General features: G+C 45.2%; 15 protein-coding genes. 4 read left to right on the top strand and 11 right to left on the bottom strand.

Annotation, left to right across the window (positions count from 1 at the left end; all coding sequences use genetic code 11):
* Positions 1-3 precede the first annotated feature (3 nt).
* From NP165_RS01760 to NP165_RS01710, 11 genes are all read right to left on the bottom strand, one after another.
* Complete coding sequence (locus NP165_RS01760) at positions 4-582, bottom strand: prepilin-type N-terminal cleavage/methylation domain-containing protein (RefSeq protein ID WP_257084638.1); 579 nt, start codon at positions 580-582, stop codon at positions 4-6.
* A 153-nt stretch (positions 583-735) separates the two neighbouring features.
* Complete coding sequence (locus NP165_RS01755; RefSeq protein ID WP_257084637.1) at positions 736-1,956, bottom strand: type II secretion system F family protein; 1,221 nt, start codon at positions 1,954-1,956, stop codon at positions 736-738.
* Positions 1,957-1,964: 8 nt separating this feature from the next.
* On the bottom strand, positions 1,965-3,689 hold the full coding sequence (locus NP165_RS01750) for a GspE/PulE family protein (RefSeq protein WP_257084636.1): 1,725 nt from the start codon (positions 3,687-3,689) through the stop codon (positions 1,965-1,967).
* Positions 3,679-4,758, bottom strand: a complete 1,080-nt coding sequence (locus tag NP165_RS01745; RefSeq protein ID WP_257084635.1) for a tetratricopeptide repeat protein — start codon at positions 4,756-4,758, stop codon at positions 3,679-3,681. Before NP165_RS01745 ends, NP165_RS01750 begins: the two co-directional genes overlap by 11 nt.
* A 6-nt stretch (positions 4,759-4,764) precedes the next feature.
* Complete coding sequence (locus NP165_RS01740) at positions 4,765-5,604, bottom strand: ExeA family protein (RefSeq protein WP_257084634.1); 840 nt, start codon at positions 5,602-5,604, stop codon at positions 4,765-4,767.
* Between the two features lie 4 nt (positions 5,605-5,608).
* On the bottom strand, positions 5,609-7,243 hold the full coding sequence (mshL, locus tag NP165_RS01735; RefSeq protein ID WP_257084633.1) for a pilus (MSHA type) biogenesis protein MshL: 1,635 nt from the start codon (positions 7,241-7,243) through the stop codon (positions 5,609-5,611).
* A 15-nt stretch (positions 7,244-7,258) separates the two neighbouring features.
* On the bottom strand, positions 7,259-7,585 hold the full coding sequence (locus NP165_RS01730) for an MSHA biogenesis protein MshK (protein WP_257084632.1): 327 nt from the start codon (positions 7,583-7,585) through the stop codon (positions 7,259-7,261).
* On the bottom strand, positions 7,578-8,225 hold the full coding sequence (locus tag NP165_RS01725; protein WP_257084631.1) for a type 4a pilus biogenesis protein PilO: 648 nt from the start codon (positions 8,223-8,225) through the stop codon (positions 7,578-7,580). Before NP165_RS01725 ends, NP165_RS01730 begins: the two co-directional genes overlap by 8 nt.
* A complete protein-coding gene (locus NP165_RS01720; protein WP_257084630.1) occupies positions 8,225-9,664 on the bottom strand; it encodes an MSHA biogenesis protein MshI in 1,440 nt (479 codons plus the stop codon). The genes NP165_RS01725 and NP165_RS01720 overlap by 1 nt, the downstream gene beginning before the upstream one ends.
* A gap of 4 nt (positions 9,665-9,668) precedes the next feature.
* The gene (gene csrD / locus NP165_RS01715) at positions 9,669-11,678 is read right to left on the bottom strand and encodes an RNase E specificity factor CsrD (protein WP_257084629.1); all 2,010 of its coding nucleotides are present in this window, start codon (positions 11,676-11,678) and stop codon (positions 9,669-9,671) included.
* Positions 11,679-11,846: 168 nt separating this feature from the next.
* On the bottom strand, positions 11,847-12,380 hold the full coding sequence (locus NP165_RS01710) for a single-stranded DNA-binding protein (protein WP_257084628.1): 534 nt from the start codon (positions 12,378-12,380) through the stop codon (positions 11,847-11,849).
* A gap of 285 nt (positions 12,381-12,665) precedes the next feature.
* On the opposite strand from NP165_RS01710, the gene NP165_RS01705 reads away from it, so the two are divergent.
* The 4 genes from NP165_RS01705 (at position 12,666) to NP165_RS01690 (ending at position 19,104) form a co-directional block, all read left to right on the top strand.
* Positions 12,666-13,313, top strand: coding sequence for a LuxR C-terminal-related transcriptional regulator (locus NP165_RS01705; protein ID WP_257085529.1), 648 nt, complete (start codon positions 12,666-12,668; stop codon positions 13,311-13,313).
* A 119-nt stretch (positions 13,314-13,432) separates the two neighbouring features.
* Positions 13,433-14,305, top strand: a complete 873-nt coding sequence (gene galU, locus NP165_RS01700) for a UTP--glucose-1-phosphate uridylyltransferase GalU (protein WP_257084627.1) — start codon at positions 13,433-13,435, stop codon at positions 14,303-14,305.
* A gap of 143 nt (positions 14,306-14,448) precedes the next feature.
* Positions 14,449-17,271, top strand: a complete 2,823-nt coding sequence (uvrA, locus tag NP165_RS01695) for an excinuclease ABC subunit UvrA (RefSeq protein WP_257084626.1) — start codon at positions 14,449-14,451, stop codon at positions 17,269-17,271.
* 66 nt (positions 17,272-17,337) lie between these two features.
* Entirely contained in the window at positions 17,338-19,104 is a 1,767-nt protein-coding gene (locus NP165_RS01690; protein ID WP_257084625.1) for a PglL family O-oligosaccharyltransferase, read from the top strand.
* The last annotated feature ends 74 nt before the right edge of the window (positions 19,105-19,178 follow it).

Raw genomic sequence — 19,178 nt, 5'->3', positions numbered from 1 at the left:
GCTCTACTGCAGCGTTACGGCCACACGACCAGTATTAACTTCATACACAAACTGATGTTTATCAGTACCACCTTCTTGCTGAATGTAAGTACACGTTGAATTATCACTATCAGCTTGTGCGGAATATTTAATGTTTGAATTGGCTGTTGCGTTGTCCACCGTATCGACGCTCGGTGGGTTTTGCAACAAGTTGTCCATCAGATCAACACACGCTTGTGTGGTTAAACTGTTAGGAAAACTTGCCCCATCCTTATACAAAGCAATTGGATAACCATCACGAAAGCCCGTATCACTGCCATCGCTTGTTTTTGCGCGAGTTAACCAAAACTCAATGCCATCGTAATTGACGGTATTGAGCTTCTCACCACTGATGGTTTTAGAAGGTCGAGACTCCGCTTCCCACTGCGCACGAGCGGACAAAACCCCCGTTGCAAAGCCACCAGCAACACCTTCCACGCTTGCTTTTTTGGCTTCGTCAGTGACATCTAAAAACTTAGGTAGGGCTGCGACCGCTAACAGGCCGACAACGACAATTACCACAACCAGCTCGACCAGCGTAAAACCTGACTGTTTATTGTCCATATTCATTTAACTCACTAAAAAGTACGATGTATTATACGGGTATTTACTGACACTTCTATTGTCGTCGTATCAAAAAATTATCTATTCCACAAAAAAATCAGATGGAAAGTATTTGTGTTTCAAGATGATAACGATTCGATGCTTTCCGACAAACTATCCTTTAATAGCATCTAGCATTCCCCACATTGGTAAGAAAATACCCAATGCAAGGATCAATACCATGCCAGCTACAAGTACCAAAAGTATCGGTTCTATCCTAGCTGTGAGCGTTTTAAGATCGTAATCGACTTCACGATCATAAAAGTCTGCTACCTCAACTAACAGCTCATCAATACGCCCCGTCTCTTCCCCAACGGAGATCATTTGGATCACCAATGGAGGGAAAATACCACTATTAATCGCTGTAGAAGAGATTGCGCCCCCCGCTTCGATTGACGATTTCATCTCCATCAAGCGATTCTCCAGATACTTATTCCCCAGCGCCTCAGCGGCTAAAGAGAGCGAGCGGTTCAATGGCACGCCGGCTTTTAACATCAGAGAAAAGGTTCGTGAAAAACGTGACATTTGAGCTCGATTGATAATCGGACCAACGATCGGCATCTTTAAGCGGAACTTGTCCCATTTTTCCCGACCTGATTGTGTTTTTAACCATGCGGTAAAACCAAATAACCCACCCAAAATCAACGCAAGCAGTAAGTGCCAGTAACTAACAAAAAAGTCAGATGTTGTTAATAAAATCCGCGTTGGGAGAGGTAAGTCGACGCCAAATCGCTGAAACATACTGGTGAACTGCGGGATCACTTTGATGTTTAAGACAAACATAGCAATCACAATAAAGCTGATCACAAACGTCGGGTAACGCATCGCGGTTTTGATTCGTTTGCGCGTTTCCAGCTCTTGTTCGTAATAATGGGAGAGTTGCAGTAATGCCGAGTCCAGATGACCAGTATTTTCACCAACATTGATCATGGAAACGAACAATGGGCTGAACACGCGAGAGTGCTTTTTCATAGACGCCGCTAAACTGCGACCATTGGTCAGTTCATGAATCACCTCTTCCAGCGCATATTTCAATTGCTTGTTTTGGCAATTCGCAGCCAAACCATGAAACGAGCGGAGCAAAGGAACACCAGCCTTCGTCAAACTATGAAGCTGACGGCAGAATATCACCAAAACATCCAACGGTATGGCTGGCGTTATTAACTGCTTTAAGCTCAAACTCAGCGCACTTGCCCCTTTGCTTTCATGAAGCTGTATTGGGATGATGCCCTTGTTCATAAGTTGCTCTGCGGCAGCATCATGTGTCGCTGCTTCCAGCTCACCGGAAACAGACGCGCCTTGCAAATTTCGACCTTGGTACTGAAACAATGGCATAGCTAACCCTAAATGAAGATGGCTTGTTCAATGCCAGAAATGTCACCTTCACCAAGGCTCATCACTTCGTCAAGGCTGACTACGCCTTCCATAGCCAACTCCATCGCTGAGGCGAGCAGGGGTTTGTAAGAAGGAGATTGTCGAGCAACCTGGGCAAAGCCAACGGCATCGTTTGCTCGTAGTTTATCCATCATTGCGTTGTCTAGCTCTAACATTTCAAAGACACCTATACGGCCACGATACCCGGTCAGGTTGCAACTTTGACAACCTCGCCCACGATAGAACGTCGCGGATGTTTGGTTAGGGAAACGTTGTGCGAGCCACTGCTGACGCGCATCATCAACCTGCTCTTCTGTCTTACAATCAGGGCAGACTTTCCGCACCAGTCTCTGAGCCACTACCGCACGTACGGCACTGGCAACCAAATAACCTGGCGCTCCCATGTCGATCATTCGAATCGCACTATCCACCGCATCATTGGTGTGAAGTGTACTCAACACAAGGTGGCCCGTCAGTGATGCCCGTAAGCCTATCTCAACCGTTTCCTGATCTCGCATCTCACCGATCAGAATAATATCAGGATCCTGACGCAAAAAAGTTCGAAGGACGGTAGAAAAGCCAAGATCAATTTTGGTGTTGACTTGCACTTGGTTTACACGTGGCAAACGGTACTCTACCGGATCTTCTGCGGTGATGATCTTTTTACCCGGCTCATTGAGCTCATTCAGTGCTCCATACAAGGTCGTGGTTTTACCTGAGCCAGTCGGACCTGTTACCAAAATCATGCCGTGAGGACGCTTTAGCTGACGTCTTAAACGCAGTAATAAGCTGTCTGGTATGCCCGACTCTTCTAACCTGCGGACACCTGATGTTTGGTTTAATAAACGCATGACGACCGATTCACCATATTGAACCGGCATCGTCGACATACGGATATCGACAGATTGACCTTTCGCTTTGATATTAAAACGGCCATCTTGCGGAAGACGTTTTTCTGAAATATCCAAATTCGCCATTAATTTCAAACGAAGCACCAACGCTGGCGCGATGTTCACTTCATTCAATAAGGTCTCGTGCAATACACCATCAATACGTTGACGTAGGCGAAGTACATTGGCGTCAGGTTCGATGTGTATGTCGGAAGCGCCAACTTGAATCGCATCTTCAAACAGAGAGTTAATGAGTTTAACAACGGTGACTTCGTCGCTGTCATCGCTTTCAATGTTGAAATCAAAAGCATCGGTCACATGGTGTTCTGCTTGTAGCTGCTCCGCAAATGAGGCAATTTCTTTGGTGCGACGATAATAACGATCAAAGCTGTCGACTAACTGTTTTTCCGCGACAACAATGAATTCGAGGCTGTATTGTGGCAGCTGGGCAAGCAATGCCTCTTGAGTGAACAAGTCTGCCGGATCGCTCATAGCAACACGTAACAAGTCCTGTTGCCGACTGATCACAAGCGCGCGCAACCGCCTAGCATGAACTTCAGGTAGAATCTGAACCGCATCCAAATCCACATTGGTACGATTTAAATCAATATATGGGATATCCAGCTGCTGAGACAAAAAGGTCAGCATTTGATGTTCAGACAAAAACCCAAGCTCGATCAGCGTGGCACCAAATTTTTGCCCTGTCACTTTTTGTGCGGCAAGTGCTTGTTCAATCTGAGTTTGGGTAACAATACCCTCTTCAACCAGTAAGTCACCAAGGCGCTTTCTTAATTTAACTTTCACCTTTCTGCTCCTCTAATTGAGCAATAAGCTTGAGTCTATCGCGAATAAATTGCTGAGATTGCCCTGATACTCCAAGCCCCTGCAACGCCATGGTGTAAGCGTGTTTAGCATTATCAAACTCTAATCGACGCTCTTGCTGAATGCCCAAGCCTAACCACCAGCGGCCACTTTCAGGTTCTAATTCAACCAGCTTCGCGTAGCTCGTCAGTGCGATGTCATCTTGGTTCGATTTTTGAGCCAAAGCGCCACGAAACGATAAGTACTCAACACTGACATTGCTAGGGAGTGGCGTGAGAACCGATAAAGCGGTGGTTTGCTGTTTTTCTTTCAATAAGAGTTTCGCGAGTGACAAGCGCAACGTGATGTTGTCGCTGTCTCGGCTGATGCCTTTCTGCAGTATTTCAAAGGACTTTCTCACCTCACCTTTGCCGTAGTACAGCGCAGACAAGGTTTGTCGCAGTTTTGTATCTTGCGGCGTATACCTAAGCGCTTCACTATAAAGCTCGATAGCATTTTTAAGATCGCTGTTATCTAACGCTTTTTTGGCTTTATCTTGTGCTTGAATGGAGAGTTCTTCAGGGGTGAGCTCAACATGTTCTATCGAGACTTCTCCCACAACGACAAGCTCAGTTGAAGCCACATCGTCAGATTCAGTCAATTCAAGCTCTGATGTGGGTAACCCAGGTTCCGCTTGTTGCTCAACGGTACGAGCCGCAATGAATACCGGCTGTGGAGATGTCACTGACGGCGCTTTCACATGTATCATACCGTCAGTTTTAGAAAGAATTTTTGTCGTCGGTGATGGCACAGATATCGGATTTAAAGCGTCATGAACTTGCTGCGATGCGCCTCGATAGACGATGTCACTGCTGGCCGCTTCAATTGGATCGAGTGGTTCTTGATACGAAATCGCCCAACCTCCCACCGCTAAGCTCAGCGTAAAGGTGCCTACAACCCAAGGTAAAATCGGTCTTTGCTTAACAGGCGCAACGTGGACACGCTCAATTGAGTGTCGTTTTTCATTTTGATTGTCTGCCAACTCTGACAAAGCTTTATTCATCGCACTCATAGTGTATTAGCTCCATCCCCAAAATATCGGAGATTTAAATCTGGGTTTACGGCAATCGTATGTGTCATGGATTGCTTCAAAAAGATGAACGTTTTCAACCTTGTTTGCATTTTGGCTATACGCAAGAAGCAACGCTTTATGACTGATTTGATTAATCAAGCGAGGCACTCCCTGACTTGCCTGCCATATTGCTCTCTTTTGTGCCGCTGTCAGTAGGAACTGTTCACCACCTGCTTTCTCTAGCCTGCTTTCTATGTAAGTGGCCGTTTCTGCATGACTCAATGGCCTTAAATGAGCACTGAAGGTGATCCTCTGACGTAGCTGACGCAGATGATGCTGCTGCAATCTTTCATCCAGTTCTGGCTGCCCAATTAACACGATTTGTATCAGTTTTTGTTGTTCAGTTTCGATGTTTCCAAACAGTCTTAGCACTTCTAACGCTTCATCGGACAGAGCTTGCGCTTCATCGACAAACACGACAACTTGCTTTCCATTTTTCGCTAAATCGAAAAGACGCTGGTGAATATCTTCAACCAAAGCACTGGATGCTTGCCCTTTAATGCCAAGTTCCGCTGCCACCGCCACCCTGAGCTCATCTCCCGTGAGGGCTGGGTTCGGCAAATAAACCAGCTGAATGTTGTCAGGGAAGTGATTCACCATCATCCTGCAGATCATGGTTTTACCCGTCCCGACTTCGCCTGTCACTTTGATAACCCCTTCGCCCATTTCCAGTGCGCTGTTCACTGTCTGAATGGCTTCATAATGTGGGCCTAACCCTAAAAACAAATCCGTTGAGGGCGTCAGGCTAAAAGGCGGCTGATGAAAACCAAAATGCTCAAAGTACATCGGGTTATTGCTGCTCTGGGAACCATTCCTCAAGCAAATCTCGGGAACGCTCCAACTCTTTTTGCCAAGTATTTACGCCAACAACTGTCGGTTTCAATAAGATCACCAGCTCTGTTTTTTCGGTTAACTTCCTTGTATTGCGGAACAAGTGACCGAGCGCAGGAACATCACCTAAGAACGGAACCTTAGAGACTTGGTCAAAGGTGTTAGACTTCATCAATCCACCAATCACTACCACATCGCCATCTTGCGCACGGATAACGGAGTCTGACTCTCGAATCGAGCTTCTTGCTAAAGGCAAACTGATTCGCGTATCGCCATAACCAATTTCTTTAACCTGTTCATCCACTTCAATGACGGCTGGATGCACATGTAATAGAACATTGCCTTTATCATCTATTTGAGGTGTCACATCCAAAGAAATACCAGAGAAGAAAGGGGTAAGCTCTACTTCAGGTGAGGGCTCTGAGTTATCACCCGTACCTACCACACTCGATAAGTCAGTCACATAGTATTCATCCGTACCCACTTTAATGACGGCTTTTTGATTGTTCGACGCGGTCACTCTCGGACTAGAAAGGACATTTAAGTCGCCTTGAGTGGACATAAAATTAAGGACAGCGTCAAAACTACCGCTTGATATCACGACGTTGGATTGCCCACCCAACAGTGTGCCAATGGCATCGAGCCCCGGAAGAACAGAATTGAGGATGTTTCCGTCTGCGTCTTTGACAGTACCTCGTCCTATTGTGTAGTCAGTACCATTGGAAGAGAAAGCTTTAGACCAATTGATCCCTTGCTGATAACCATCGCTCAATGTGACTTCGAGAATTTTTGCCTCTAGGATTACTTGACGCTGCATACGCTGCTGTGACACACCTAAGAACTCGCGCACTTGGCGGATCTCATCTGGATAGGCGCGAACCGTAATTACGCTGGCTTGCGGAGTCACAACCACACTCTGCCCTTTTCCGAATCCAACCAACTGAGCGACCGCCTTTTCTAGTTGCGGCCAGAAATCACTTTCGCTAATCGTTTCTATCTCTGTCCCGCCTTTGGCAGTTCGGCTAGAAGCTGAGTTATTATCAGAACTTGAAGAGCTTGAGTTTGAATCCGTGTCTGTGTTGGTGATGGTTCCCGTTGATATAGACGTCAAAGAACGACCGGAGCGTTTAAACTGAAGGTAATCAACTGGTATGGTAACGGTTCTTAACCCTGCTGGGTAAACCTGAATGATATTGCCCGTTTTGACAATATCAAAGCCGTAGATATCTCGCACCACCGCCAACACTTCATCTAAAGACACGTCGGTCAAGTTGACGGTTATGTCACCTTGAACATCAGGGTGAATGGCAGCACTAAACTCAGTACCTTTGACCAAGCTGGCAAAAAACGACTTCGCATTCACATGATTGGCTTGGATTCGAAAACGCTTGGCCGTCTGATTTGAAGCGACACTATCATCATCTAAAAGAGGCATGAGATCCGCTTCCACAGAGGGTGGAAGCTGCGCTAGGCTATGAGCATTGGCCTCATTGATGGCCTGATTTAGAGTGCTCTTAACTTCAACTGGATCACGGTGTCCCATCGAACAACCGGTTAGTGAAGCAATCAAAATAGAGACTGCGAATTTACGCATATAATTTCTATAACCTTACTGTTTAATATCCAGAGCGAAAAGTTTCAAATTCAACTGTTTGCCACCACGAGACAATACCACATGCTCTGACTCAACATTCTTTACCTGATAACCACTGATGCTATCTCCAGCCACCACAACTTGACCACTGACCACCGCTTTGCACGCTACATCGCCACTGCATACGATGCTTTCAAGTTTGGGTAGAGGACGATTGACCACTTTCTTTGTCTCTTGCGGTACGGTTGGCTTTTGCCAATTGAGCGGAGCTGTGGGATCTTGGGCTGCAAAACTGTGCGATGAGCAAACTAACAATACAGCCGCAGATATAAACTTAACCACCGATAAACTCCTCTCTCGTCCCTAGTGTGTAGACCTCTAAAACCAAACGTGCCGTAGGATACTCTTCCACATTGTATTGGAAGCTGCGCCAGTAGTACTTTACGGGGAGTGACTCCAGCGATTCTAAGTACTTAACGATCGCAAAGTAATTACCGAGTAGCTCAAGTCGAACAGGATGAACATAGTAAGCAGATGCATCCGGACTAGATTGATTTGGAACAACAGGTTCCGCACGTTGAGATTCCAAAGATACCAACCGGAGTTCTTTACTTCCTTCCAACACACTTTCAAGTAGCGCTGCCATTTCACTAGGAGAAATAAGGCTCTCGATCATTTCTGATAACTGTTCAGACAACTGCTGGCTCTCAGTGACCAAACTTCTATATTTCAGGTTTATTTCCTGATCTGGGTCTTTTTTGAGCTTTGCAGTCATCAACAAAACATCAGCTTCTAGTTGCTGACTGGCGAGTTTCGTTGCGGTGATATTCTTTGTCATCTTCTGATTAGCCTGAAAAACAGGCTCAATCATGAGCGTAAATACCGCCATGATGATCACAACGAAACCGCACAAGGTAATGAGCCATTTTTCTCTTTCGGACAACTTTACAAACTTGTCACTCAACATTTGCCATGCTTGCATTAGCTGCGTTCCTCTTTCGTCTTCAGCTCGAAAGTAAGAATACCTTGTTCATTCCGGCCAATTTTTAGCTTCTCAAATGTACGTCCGACCAAATTCAGTTCATTTTTGAACTGACCAATCCAACTGGGAACCGATTGAGGATCTTTAGCCAAACCTTTCAAGTCAAGCGAGTGGGTAGAAATGGAAATAGAACTCAGCGATATATCGTTACGTCCAAGCTTGGCTAGCGATTGCATTACGCCAGAGTAACCCATTTGCTGTGCAGCATCATGTTCTTTTATCGCCCCCAGAGAGCGCCGTTTGGCTTCTATTTCGATTTCTAAGCGCGATACTGCCGCGATTTTTTCCGGACTCGGTTTATGACTCGCAATTCGTTGTTTCAGAGTTTTTGACTGCTGCGCAAACTCGGCCTCTTGCGCTTTAATTAAGTAAAGTTGTTTCGTTAAGTCATTTTGCTGGTACATCACTCCGCTATACACAGCGACCAACGCAGCCGCTGCCACGCCCCAACCCAATAGGACGTTCTTTAACGTAAAATACTCTTTTTTAGGCTTAAGATACGATGGGAATAAGTTAACCGCATCGGTAAGTGCCGATGTGGTGTTTTCAACCAGTAATGTTCCCGATTCACGACCAGCATCATTTAATGGCAACACCTTAACACTTAGTCTTTCACCAAGTGCCGAGACAACTTCACCTTGCTGTTCTTCATCGCAACAGACTTTCATCTGATGCAAGGACGCGCCCTTCATCTGAGACGATAGGTAATCTATCGAACGTTGAAGTTCAAGTGCAAGTCCATCTAACTGAAGTATACTACTGGCGACACCTGTGAGCGGTGATTCAATGCCACGTATTGTTCGCTGGAACGTACAACGTCCATCAATAAAAGCAAAAACACGAAACTGACCTTTTTTACTCCGTTGTAAAAGCAGGAACTGAGTGAGTTTTTGAGCGGAATGTGCCCAAACTTCTTCTTCAACTAAAATGCGCTCTAGTTTGATATTCAGTTGATTAAACTGCTCATATAAGGAGAGCACAATCTCACGCGAAACAACAAACACCTGAAGCTTATTACCCGTAGGCAATGGTGCTGCGTCAGCAACAATGTCAGTAATTCGTTCTGAAATAAGATCTTTAAGCAGAAATGGTAAAGCAGCCGATAATTCTTCGGTTGGGATAGCTGGTTTATCGATCTGATAGGTTTGGTAGAGATTGGAGTGTAAAACAACATCCGCAGAAACACCGGATACGCCGTGATCTTTTAAAGTGTTGTTCAGGACTTTCTGCCAAGGTAATCCGTCTAGCTCGACGTAAGAAGGAAGCTTACTCTCTGATAGCGAAGAAAAATACAACCCACCAGGTTGCACAACAATGCTCAACCGTGCAGTGCTTTGATTGTTTTGTCTGAATTTACCTAAGAAAGAACTGTTACTCATTTAATTACTTACTTTTTCGCCAACGATTTCTACGACCAATTTGTACTTTTTTATGTTCCACGTCTTTAGGGCGAGATGACGGCAAAGGAAGTATTTGCTGCTCTTCTTCAAAATACCGCCCCTGAACACCATTAACACTCAACTGCAGAACGGTGTCATATTCTTGTTTTGTGTCGACACCCAGCGCGATGACCTGAGTCATCAGCCCATCACAAGCACCTAAAAGGCTGCGAACAAACAGCTGATTCTCGTGACGCTGATCGATTTGCTTGATCAGGCTACGGTGCAACTTAAGAAAACTGATGGGCAGCTCTTTCAGATAATGAGTGCTTACGATGGACCGGCCTGCTTGACCAACGACAACTTTGCACCCTAAACCCGCCGTCATCTTGATGACAGGTCGCATATAGTCTAAATGCTTCACCAACCTTGCTTCCACAAATTCAAAGCTCAGTTTGCTCCTCTGCTCAGCAGTAAGCTGCAGCAATTCATCTCGAAACCACTTAAAGTAGCTTCGATCGGCAAAAGGAACCACATGAAGGTTGATAGAATAACACACAGAACAGGGCGACACTTTCAAATACCGAAAAACCGAGCGGATCACCGCTCTATCTAACAGCGCTTCGTAACCTATTGATTCAATCGCAGAGTTAAAACGAGAAGCCTTAATGACGCCTTTTTCTGGATCATGAATTCGCGCAAACAACTCATAGTGATCAAGCTGATGTTCTTGCTGGTTATTTAACAGGTAACAAGGTTGTGCAAAGATAAGTAACTTATCAGGCGTAATGACCTGATCGAACAAAGTTCGCCAACGAACACTGCCCCGCTCCACGTCCAAATCGATGTTTTTCTTGAAACGGTTCCATGTATTGATTCTTTGCAGCTGCGCACTTTTCAGTGCCGTTTCTGCTTCGTCTATGATTTTTCCTTGTCGCTCACCTTCACGGTAAATACTGACTCCGATGTGCACCCAGTTCTCCTCATCCAACAAGTTAGGAGGTGTGATGCGAGAAAGCTGTTTTAAACACTGCATGGCGATGGTTGATACTTCTTTGCTCCCAAGACTCGGCGCTAAAATCGCGAAATCAGAACTGTAGTAACGAGCCAAAATCACATCTTGATATCGCTGAATGACATTGCTCAGTGCCTGACCGACTTCGATGATGAAATCATTGGCATCTTTTTTACCGCACTCTTCTTGAATTTGTTCCCAATCATCAATGCGGATCAATAACACGCCGCCATGAGAACCATTCTCTGATAGTGCCGCTTCTAATTTGCTGTCAAACAGCACGCGATTCGCTGTTCCTGTCAACTGATCTAAAAAGGTTTGAGTGCGGATAAACGTATCAAATCGGCTTCGCTCCTGACGGGCATCTTGTAACTCTTCAATCAAGCGATCGAGCGCTTCACTCGCGGTAAATGGCCACTCTTTTTCGTCACCTTTGGCGTACTCTTCGACTCTTCCGGCCAGAATCATCCGTCCTCGCTCTTCGAGTAACTCCGAACCATGTAACTGCTTTTTCAGCCATTTTACGCCTTGAATAAGACAAAAGATGATCAACACAATGGCAAGCGTGATAGACCATAACGCTTGCATCGAATACCCGAAACCTATGTATGGCGGAACCGCTTTAAAACGAATACGGTAACCTTGATTTCTTTCTAAAACGTACTCGGTTTGATAGAGAAGAGAGGGGGCGACTTTTGAAGCGGTATCCTTAAAGCGATAGATAGTGCCGTAAGAGGAGACTAACTCCATTTCTACCACACTCGATGCTTGTAGCATCTTTGGCATCCAATATTGTAGGGAGTAAGCCGCATCAGGATCTTCCATCTCTTTATCAACAACAGTCACTATCCCTGATAAAGAGTGTTCCAAATACTCATGACCTAGACGTTTAAAAGAAAGAGTCCCACCAATAAATAGAATGAAGATGGCACTAACGACAATCACCGTGACAAAAGCAACCAATCTGGTGCTCAGTTTTAAGGTAGGGGTATACCTCATAGATGCGGAATTCCTTTTCTATAGCGAATAGGTGCGAGAGATTGGCTCCCAATGTATTTTATGGATACAAGAGAAATCACCCCGACATCCATATTTCTTAGGGCAATTTGCTCCCTTCACTATATAAAAAAGCCGCGAAAATCGCGGCTTTTTTTAGGAAATACAAGCTTAAAACGGGATGTCGTCATCAAAATCCATTGGTGGCTCATTGTACTGAGGCTGAGACTGTTGAGGAGCCTGCTTCTGTTGCTGCGGTGCATTATACTGCTGCTGAGCTGGCTGTTGAGGCTGACCCCAACCACCTTGTTGCTGCTGAGGTTGACCACCCATTGCTGGAGCGCCACCTTGTGCTCGACCACCTAACAGTTGCATTTGACCTGCTGGCCACTGAACAACAACTTCTGTCGTGTAACGGTCTTGACCGCTTTGATCTTGCCACTTACGAGTTTGAAGCTGACCTTCTAAGTAAACTTGAGAGCCCTTGCGAAGATACTCACCCGCAATCTCTGCCGTCTTACCAAATAAAACAACGCGGTGCCATTCTGTTTTCTCGCGCTGCTCACCTGATGCTTTATCACGCCATGTTTCAGACGTCGCAACGGTAATATTTGCCACGGCGCTACCATTAGCAGTGTACTTAACCTCAGGATCTTGACCAAGGTTGCCCATAATGATGACTTTATTTACTCCACGGCTAGCCATGTTTCGCTCCGTCTAAAATTTGAGTGTGAATGAAATAGCGCAATAGCATAGCATGCTTTGCGCGTGGGACAAATTCCTCTCTCTACAATGTCTCTACAATGTCTCTACTCTCTAGCGTCTTACATACCCAGCCAACATTTTTACGAGAATAATCAAACATTACTCCGAATGACAAAACACTCAGTTACCAATGTGTATGAATCAAAACGCAAGGATTCAACTCCGACTAGCACTCTCTTGATAATTCAGTCAGTCTGAGTCTGACCCTACAGGGAAGGAGACTTCATCATGAAAAGTAACTATATGAGAACCATTCATTTTTTATGTGAGAATAAAACCGTTCACCATCCACTCGTGGAAAATATCAAGAAGCGTCTGAGTCTGGATATTCCTTACCTTGAACCTGAAGAGCTTATGTTGGCGCTGCAACGCAACAAACATCGTATATTAATGATAGACCATCGAGATTACTCCCAACTAAGCAACCAGATTCGCTCTCTTCCACTGGCAAATAAAGTATTCGAAACTATTGTTATTAATGTAGATAAAAGACTGACCACCGATGAAATACTGAGTTTCGGCCATCTGAAAGGGCTATTTTATGCAAGTGATACGCTTGATGATATCAGTAAGGGATGCAGCGAAATCATAAACGGTGAAAACTGGCTACCAAGAAAAGTATCGGCGCAACTGCTATACCACTATAGAACCGTTGTTGAAAGCCAGTGTGCACCAGCCACCGTCAACCTCACAACACGAGAGATCCATATACTTCGAAGTTTGATGACAGGCGCGTCAAATAGCCAAATTGCAGAAGATCAGTTTATCAGCGAATTCACCGTAAAATCGCACCTATACCAGATATTCAAAAAACTAAGCGTAAAGAATCGTGTGCAAGCAAGTGCTTGGGCAAAACAGCATTTAATGTCTTAAATTCGTTACGATTACCAAATTCTATGTTTTTAGTGGACGGATTCATGACCTCTTAATGCAAAGCATGTTATTGTCGTCTCCGAAAAATGACCATCAGAATAATATAGGGTTTAACCAACATGATTAAAAAGTGTCTTTTCCCTGCGGCTGGCTACGGGACGCGTTTTTTACCTGCAACAAAATCGATGCCTAAAGAGATGATGCCTATCGTCAACAAACCGTTAATTGAATACGGTGTTGAAGAAGCAATCCAAGCGGGTATGGACGGTATGTGTATCGTTACTGGTCGAGGCAAACACTCGATCATGGATCACTTCGATAAAAACTATGAGCTAGAGCATCAGATCAGCGGCACTAACAAAGAAGATCTTTTGGTCGACATTCGTGACATCATTGAGAGTGCGAACTTCACGTACACTCGCCAACGTGAAATGAAAGGTTTGGGTCACGCAATCTTAACAGGCCGCGAACTGGTAGGTGACGAACCTTTTGCCGTAGTCCTTGCAGACGACTTGTGTGTAAATGAACAAGAAGGTGTTCTTGCTCAAATGGTGGCACTATTTAAGCAGTTCCGCTGTTCAATTGTTGCAGTGCAAGAAGTACCAGAAGATGAAACACATAAGTACGGTGTTATCTCTGGCGAAATGATTAAAGATGATATTTTCCGTGTAGACGACATGGTAGAAAAACCAGAAAAAGGCACGGCACCAAGCAACCTAGCAATCATTGGTCGTTACATCCTAACACCGGATATCTTTGAATTAATCGAAAACACAGAACCGGGCAAAGGTGGCGAGATTCAAATCACCGACGCGCTACTTAAGCAAGCAAAAGCTGGCTGTGTACTGGCATACAAATTTAAAGGTAAGCGTTTCGACTGTGGTAGCGTAGAAGGATACATCGAAGCGACCAACTACTGCTTTGAGAATGTCTACCTAAAAGACTGCAAAACGTCTGAACTAGGTAAACACGCGACAAGAAAAGCATCCTAGTATCCCAGTCACCTCGTAACATTCCATGTTCTCAAGGCCGCTTTCCATGCGGCCTTTTTACTGTTCTTTTATCCAGTATTTCTTTGAACATTTCTCACACTATGTAATACTTAGCCAACTTGTTTTTACGTTGAGCGATGATAATGGATAAGATTGAAGTTCGCGGTGCCCGTACACACAACCTCAAAAACATCAACCTGACAATTCCTAGAGATAAGTTGACTGTTATTACTGGCCTATCCGGTTCAGGTAAATCTTCACTGGCATTCGATACCTTATATGCGGAAGGACAACGACGTTATGTTGAATCCCTCTCTGCCTACGCTCGTCAATTTTTATCGTTAATGGAAAAGCCTGATGTAGACCATATTGAAGGTCTATCTCCTGCCATTTCTATTGAGCAAAAATCCACTTCGCATAACCCTCGCTCTACTGTTGGTACCATCACTGAAGTCTATGACTATCTGCGACTTCTCTATGCTCGCGTTGGCGAACCACGGTGTCCAGATCATAAAGTGCCACTTGCAGCTCAAACCATCTCTCAAATGGTGGATAAAGTACTGGAGATGCCGGAAGGATCAAAAATGATGCTGCTTGCGCCGATCGTTAAAGAGCGCAAGGGGGAACACGTAAAGACGTTAGAAAACTTGGCCGCTCAAGGCTTTATTCGTGCTCGTATCGATGGGGAAACATGCGATCTGTCCGATCCACCTACCCTTGAACTGCACAAAAAGCACACCATTGAAGTGGTTGTTGATCGTTTTAAAGTCAGAGCTGATTTACAGCAGCGCCTAGCAGAATCATTTGAAACCACACTTGAACTCTCTGGCGGAATTGCAGTTGTCGCCCCTATGGATGGCGATGGTGAAGAAGTGGTCTTCTCTGCCAATTTTGCCTGCCCGCACTGCGGCTACAGTATGCAGGAACTCGAGCCTCGTCTGTTCTCATTCAATAACCCAGCTGGTGCCTGCCATACTTGTGACGGCTTAGGTGTTCAGCAATATTTTGATCCTTCTCGAGTGATCGTTGATGATTCTTTAAGCCTCGCGCAAGGCGCAATCAGGGGCTGGGATCAGAAAAACTATTACTACTTCCAAATGCTGACGTCACTGTCAGAGCATTATGACTTTGAGCTTCACGCTCCGTTTAAATCGCTGCCAAAGAAAATCCGAGAAGTTATTCTGACTGGCTCAGGAAGAACCGAGGTCGAGTTTAAATACATTAACGATCGTGGTGATATCCGCGTAAAACGTCATCCATTCGAAGGCATACTCAACACACTAGAAAGACGCTACAGAGATACAGAATCAAGTTCCGTGCGTGAGGAACTGGCAAAATACATCTCAACCAAAACGTGTGGAAGCTGTGACGGAAGCCGACTGCGCTTGGAAGCTCGTAACGTATTTATTGGCGACACAACGCTGCCGGAAATCGTTGAGCTAAGTATCGCCGATGCACTGGGCTTTTTTGCCTCTCTCACCTTAGAAGGCCAGCGCGCCCAGATCGCTGAAAAAGTGATGAAAGAGATCAACGATCGTTTACAGTTTTTAGTGAACGTGGGTCTTAACTACCTTAACTTATCGCGTAGCGCAGAAACTCTCTCTGGTGGTGAAGCACAGCGTATCCGTCTCGCGAGCCAGATAGGTGCCGGACTTGTCGGTGTTATGTACGTTTTAGATGAGCCATCCATCGGCCTTCACCAACGTGATAACGAACGACTGCTGAAAACCCTGACTCACCTTCGTGATTTAGGCAACACCGTGTTAGTTGTCGAACATGATGAAGACGCCATTCGTATGGCGGACCACGTGATAGATATCGGCCCAGGTGCAGGTGTGCATGGCGGCTATGTTGTCGCTGAAGGCAGCATGCAGGAAATCATTGCCAACTCTAACTCACTCACAGGCCAATATTTGAGTGGCAAGAAAGAGATCTCTGTACCGGCTGAACGCACGCCAATGAACCCGAAAAAAGTAGTAGAGCTTATTGGTGCCTCTGGTAATAACCTTAAAGACGTAAACTTAACGCTTCCCGTAGGGCTTTTCAGCTGCATTACTGGTGTTTCTGGCTCCGGTAAATCCACTTTAATTAACGATACATTCTTTAAGATTGCTCATACTCAGCTCAATGGCGCAACCACTGCGACGCCATCTCCTTATAAGAAAATAAAAGGATTGGAACACTTCGACAAAGTGATCGATATCGACCAAAGCCCGATTGGTCGTACGCCGCGCTCGAATCCTGCGACGTACACGGGTATTTTTACCCCAATCAGAGAGCTGTTTGCGGGTACACAAGAATCGCGTTCGCGCGGTTACAAACCAGGTCGATTCAGTTTTAACGTTCGCGGTGGCCGCTGTGAAGCGTGTCAAGGCGATGGTGTCATCAAAGTCGAAATGCATTTCCTGCCGGATGTCTATGTACCTTGTGATGTCTGTAAAGGAAAGCGTTACAACCGCGAAACACTAGAAGTTCGATACAAAGGAAAAACCATTGATGAAGTGCTAGAGATGACGGTAGAAGACGCAAGAGCCTTCTTTGAACCGGTCCCTGTCATTGCACGCAAGCTCCAAACATTAATGGATGTAGGCCTGTCTTACATTCGTTTGGGCCAGGCAGCAACCACACTGTCCGGTGGTGAAGCACAGCGCGTCAAGCTGGCGCGTGAGTTATCGAAACGAGATACTGGCAAAACACTCTATATTTTAGATGAGCCAACCACAGGTTTACATTTCCACGACATTCAGCAGCTCCTAACGGTACTGCACAGACTGCGCGACCACGGAAATACGGTCGTCGTGATTGAGCATAACCTAGATGTGATTAAGACCGCAGACTGGATCGTGGATTTAGGCCCTGAAGGTGGTCAAGGTGGCGGTGAGATTATTGCCGAAGGTACACCAGAAGATGTGTCATTGGTCGAAGGTTCACATACCGCGCACTTTCTTAAGCCTATGTTAAAATAGCAAATAGTGTAAAGTAATCAGGCCAGTGAGATTCTCCACTGGTCTGTTTTTTAGGATTATTGAACCATGGCCACAATACATGTAGCTGGAACCAAGCTCGCGCAGCCGACACCTAAGCTCCCATTGATCAAACCATTCCTCGCTTCCTTGGGTGCTGTTTATATTCTAGCTATGCACTTTTTTATGCCCAATCCAGGAGGATCGGGGCTAGCGCTTTCATTTAATCCAACAACCTGGTTATTGCTCAGTATTTCAATCGCAATCGGTCTGTACCAACTCGGCACTCAAGGCATTCTAAGGTACAACAAACTGACAATAGGCTTTTTTATTTGCTGTATAGCCATCACTGTCCCTGTACTTTACCCTAACTCAAACATTGATCTGACCATCGGAAAACTCGCCGGTTTATGGGCAGGCTACATCCTATTTGTCGTCTTGCAGCAATTTCGCTTCAGTAATAAGCAAAAACAACGTTTACTCTGGTTTATCACTATCGGTGTATTCATTGAAGCTCTGTTTGGCTGGTTTCAATACCTGTTCCTTGAGCTCGGTAACCTGTTTGGATACGACACTCTCCAGAACCGACCTTACGGCATTTTTCAGCAACCTAATGTTATGGCAAGTTTCTTAGCTACAGGGTTAATTACATCTGGCTACTTACTCACACGACAACGTGTAAAGTATCAGTCCAAAGTCAGTGAAGTCACTTTGCTGTATCTAATGCCTTTCGTTACGATTCCGTTGCTTGTGATACTGGCATCAAGAACGGGATGGCTGAGTACAATCCTCGCCATTCTGTGCACCCTTCCCTACCTAATTCGCTACGCCACGAAAAAGCGCTGCTGGGGGTGGATTGTGTCTGGGTTGTTGGGAATATGTTTAGGCCTCACTCCTTCGCTAATAAGCTCTGACTCCAACACACTGTCAGAGCAAAAAATGAACCTAGACGGCCCGCGACAATACACTTTCCCACAAGCGTTGGATATGTTTATTGAGAAGCCTTTCACTGGCTACGGCTATGGTAAATTCGAAACAGAATACATCGTTTATACGGCTAGACAGCATCAGTTGAACGCCGATTATAAGCCAGGCTTAGAATCCATGGATCACCCACATAACGAACTGCTTTATTGGGGTGTTGAAGGTGGATTATTGCCACTTCTCGGAATATTGATTGCAGCGATCCTGATCCTTTACCGTATTTACCAAACGAAGAAAGGAACGCGACTGGCTCTATTTGCGTTATTCATCCCAATCGTGCTTCACACGCAGTTAGAGTACCCGTTTTACCACTCTGCCATTCACTGGATCACCTTTATCATTTTGCTTTACTGGGTTGATCAAAGAGTCAACAAATACCGAACGTTTGAATTGAGTTTTATTTCCCAAACGGCACTACGTGTACTGAGCTTGATCATTCCGATTCTAACCAGCTTTTATATGCTGAGTGCAATACACACCAACTATGTGTTAACTCAATTTGAACGCTCAAACCCAAAGAATCCGGACATTCTGGATCAAGTAAGTAACCCCATTGTTTGGAAAGATCGCTACAACTGGGATATCTACAGCACATACCTTAACGTAGGGCTGTTTACGCAAGATGCGAAACTCATACAGCCATACATAGATTGGTCATTAAATATCATCAAAGATAAGCCAAGACCTGCATTTTATAATAACTTGATCCTAGCCTACCAAGGTTTAGGAGAGACAGAAAAGGCTGAACAGATCCGAAACGAGGCACAGTTCCTTTTCCCGAACCGAGACTTTTCAAAAATTCAGTATATCCCGCCAGATATCGACGCGTTAAGAGCAGAAGCCAACGAATAGCGCCATTATTTGGCGATTGAATATCAATAAGAAAGGCGACTCAATGAGTCGCCTTTCTAACATTTGAATACCTA

The sequence above is a fragment of the Vibrio japonicus genome (assembly GCF_024582835.1).
GTDB classification, from domain to species: domain Bacteria; phylum Pseudomonadota; class Gammaproteobacteria; order Enterobacterales; family Vibrionaceae; genus Vibrio; species Vibrio japonicus.
This window is presented reverse-complemented; position numbering and strand designations above follow the sequence as displayed.

Excerpts from the sequence above, each read along its gene's own strand:
- NP165_RS01760 (WP_257084638.1), bottom strand. The coding sequence starts at position 582 with ATGGACAATAAACAGTCAGGTTTTACGCTGGTCGAGCTGGTTGTGGTA.
- NP165_RS01755 (WP_257084637.1), bottom strand. The coding sequence starts at position 1,956 with ATGCCATTGTTTCAGTACCAAGGTCGAAATTTGCAAGGCGCGTCTGTT.
- NP165_RS01745 (WP_257084635.1), bottom strand. The coding sequence starts at position 4,758 with ATGAGTGCGATGAATAAAGCTTTGTCAGAGTTGGCAGACAATCAAAAT.
- NP165_RS01740 (WP_257084634.1), bottom strand. The coding sequence starts at position 5,604 with ATGTACTTTGAGCATTTTGGTTTTCATCAGCCGCCTTTTAGCCTGACG.
- mshL (WP_257084633.1), bottom strand. The coding sequence starts at position 7,243 with ATGCGTAAATTCGCAGTCTCTATTTTGATTGCTTCACTAACCGGTTGT.
- NP165_RS01725 (WP_257084631.1), bottom strand. The coding sequence starts at position 8,225 with ATGCAAGCATGGCAAATGTTGAGTGACAAGTTTGTAAAGTTGTCCGAA.
- NP165_RS01720 (WP_257084630.1), bottom strand. The coding sequence starts at position 9,664 with ATGAGTAACAGTTCTTTCTTAGGTAAATTCAGACAAAACAATCAAAGC.
- csrD (WP_257084629.1), bottom strand. The coding sequence starts at position 11,678 with ATGAGGTATACCCCTACCTTAAAACTGAGCACCAGATTGGTTGCTTTT.
- NP165_RS01710 (WP_257084628.1), bottom strand. The coding sequence starts at position 12,380 with ATGGCTAGCCGTGGAGTAAATAAAGTCATCATTATGGGCAACCTTGGT.
- galU (WP_257084627.1), top strand. The coding sequence starts at position 13,433 with ATGATTAAAAAGTGTCTTTTCCCTGCGGCTGGCTACGGGACGCGTTTT.
- uvrA (WP_257084626.1), top strand. The coding sequence starts at position 14,449 with ATGGATAAGATTGAAGTTCGCGGTGCCCGTACACACAACCTCAAAAAC.
- NP165_RS01690 (WP_257084625.1), top strand. The coding sequence starts at position 17,338 with ATGGCCACAATACATGTAGCTGGAACCAAGCTCGCGCAGCCGACACCT.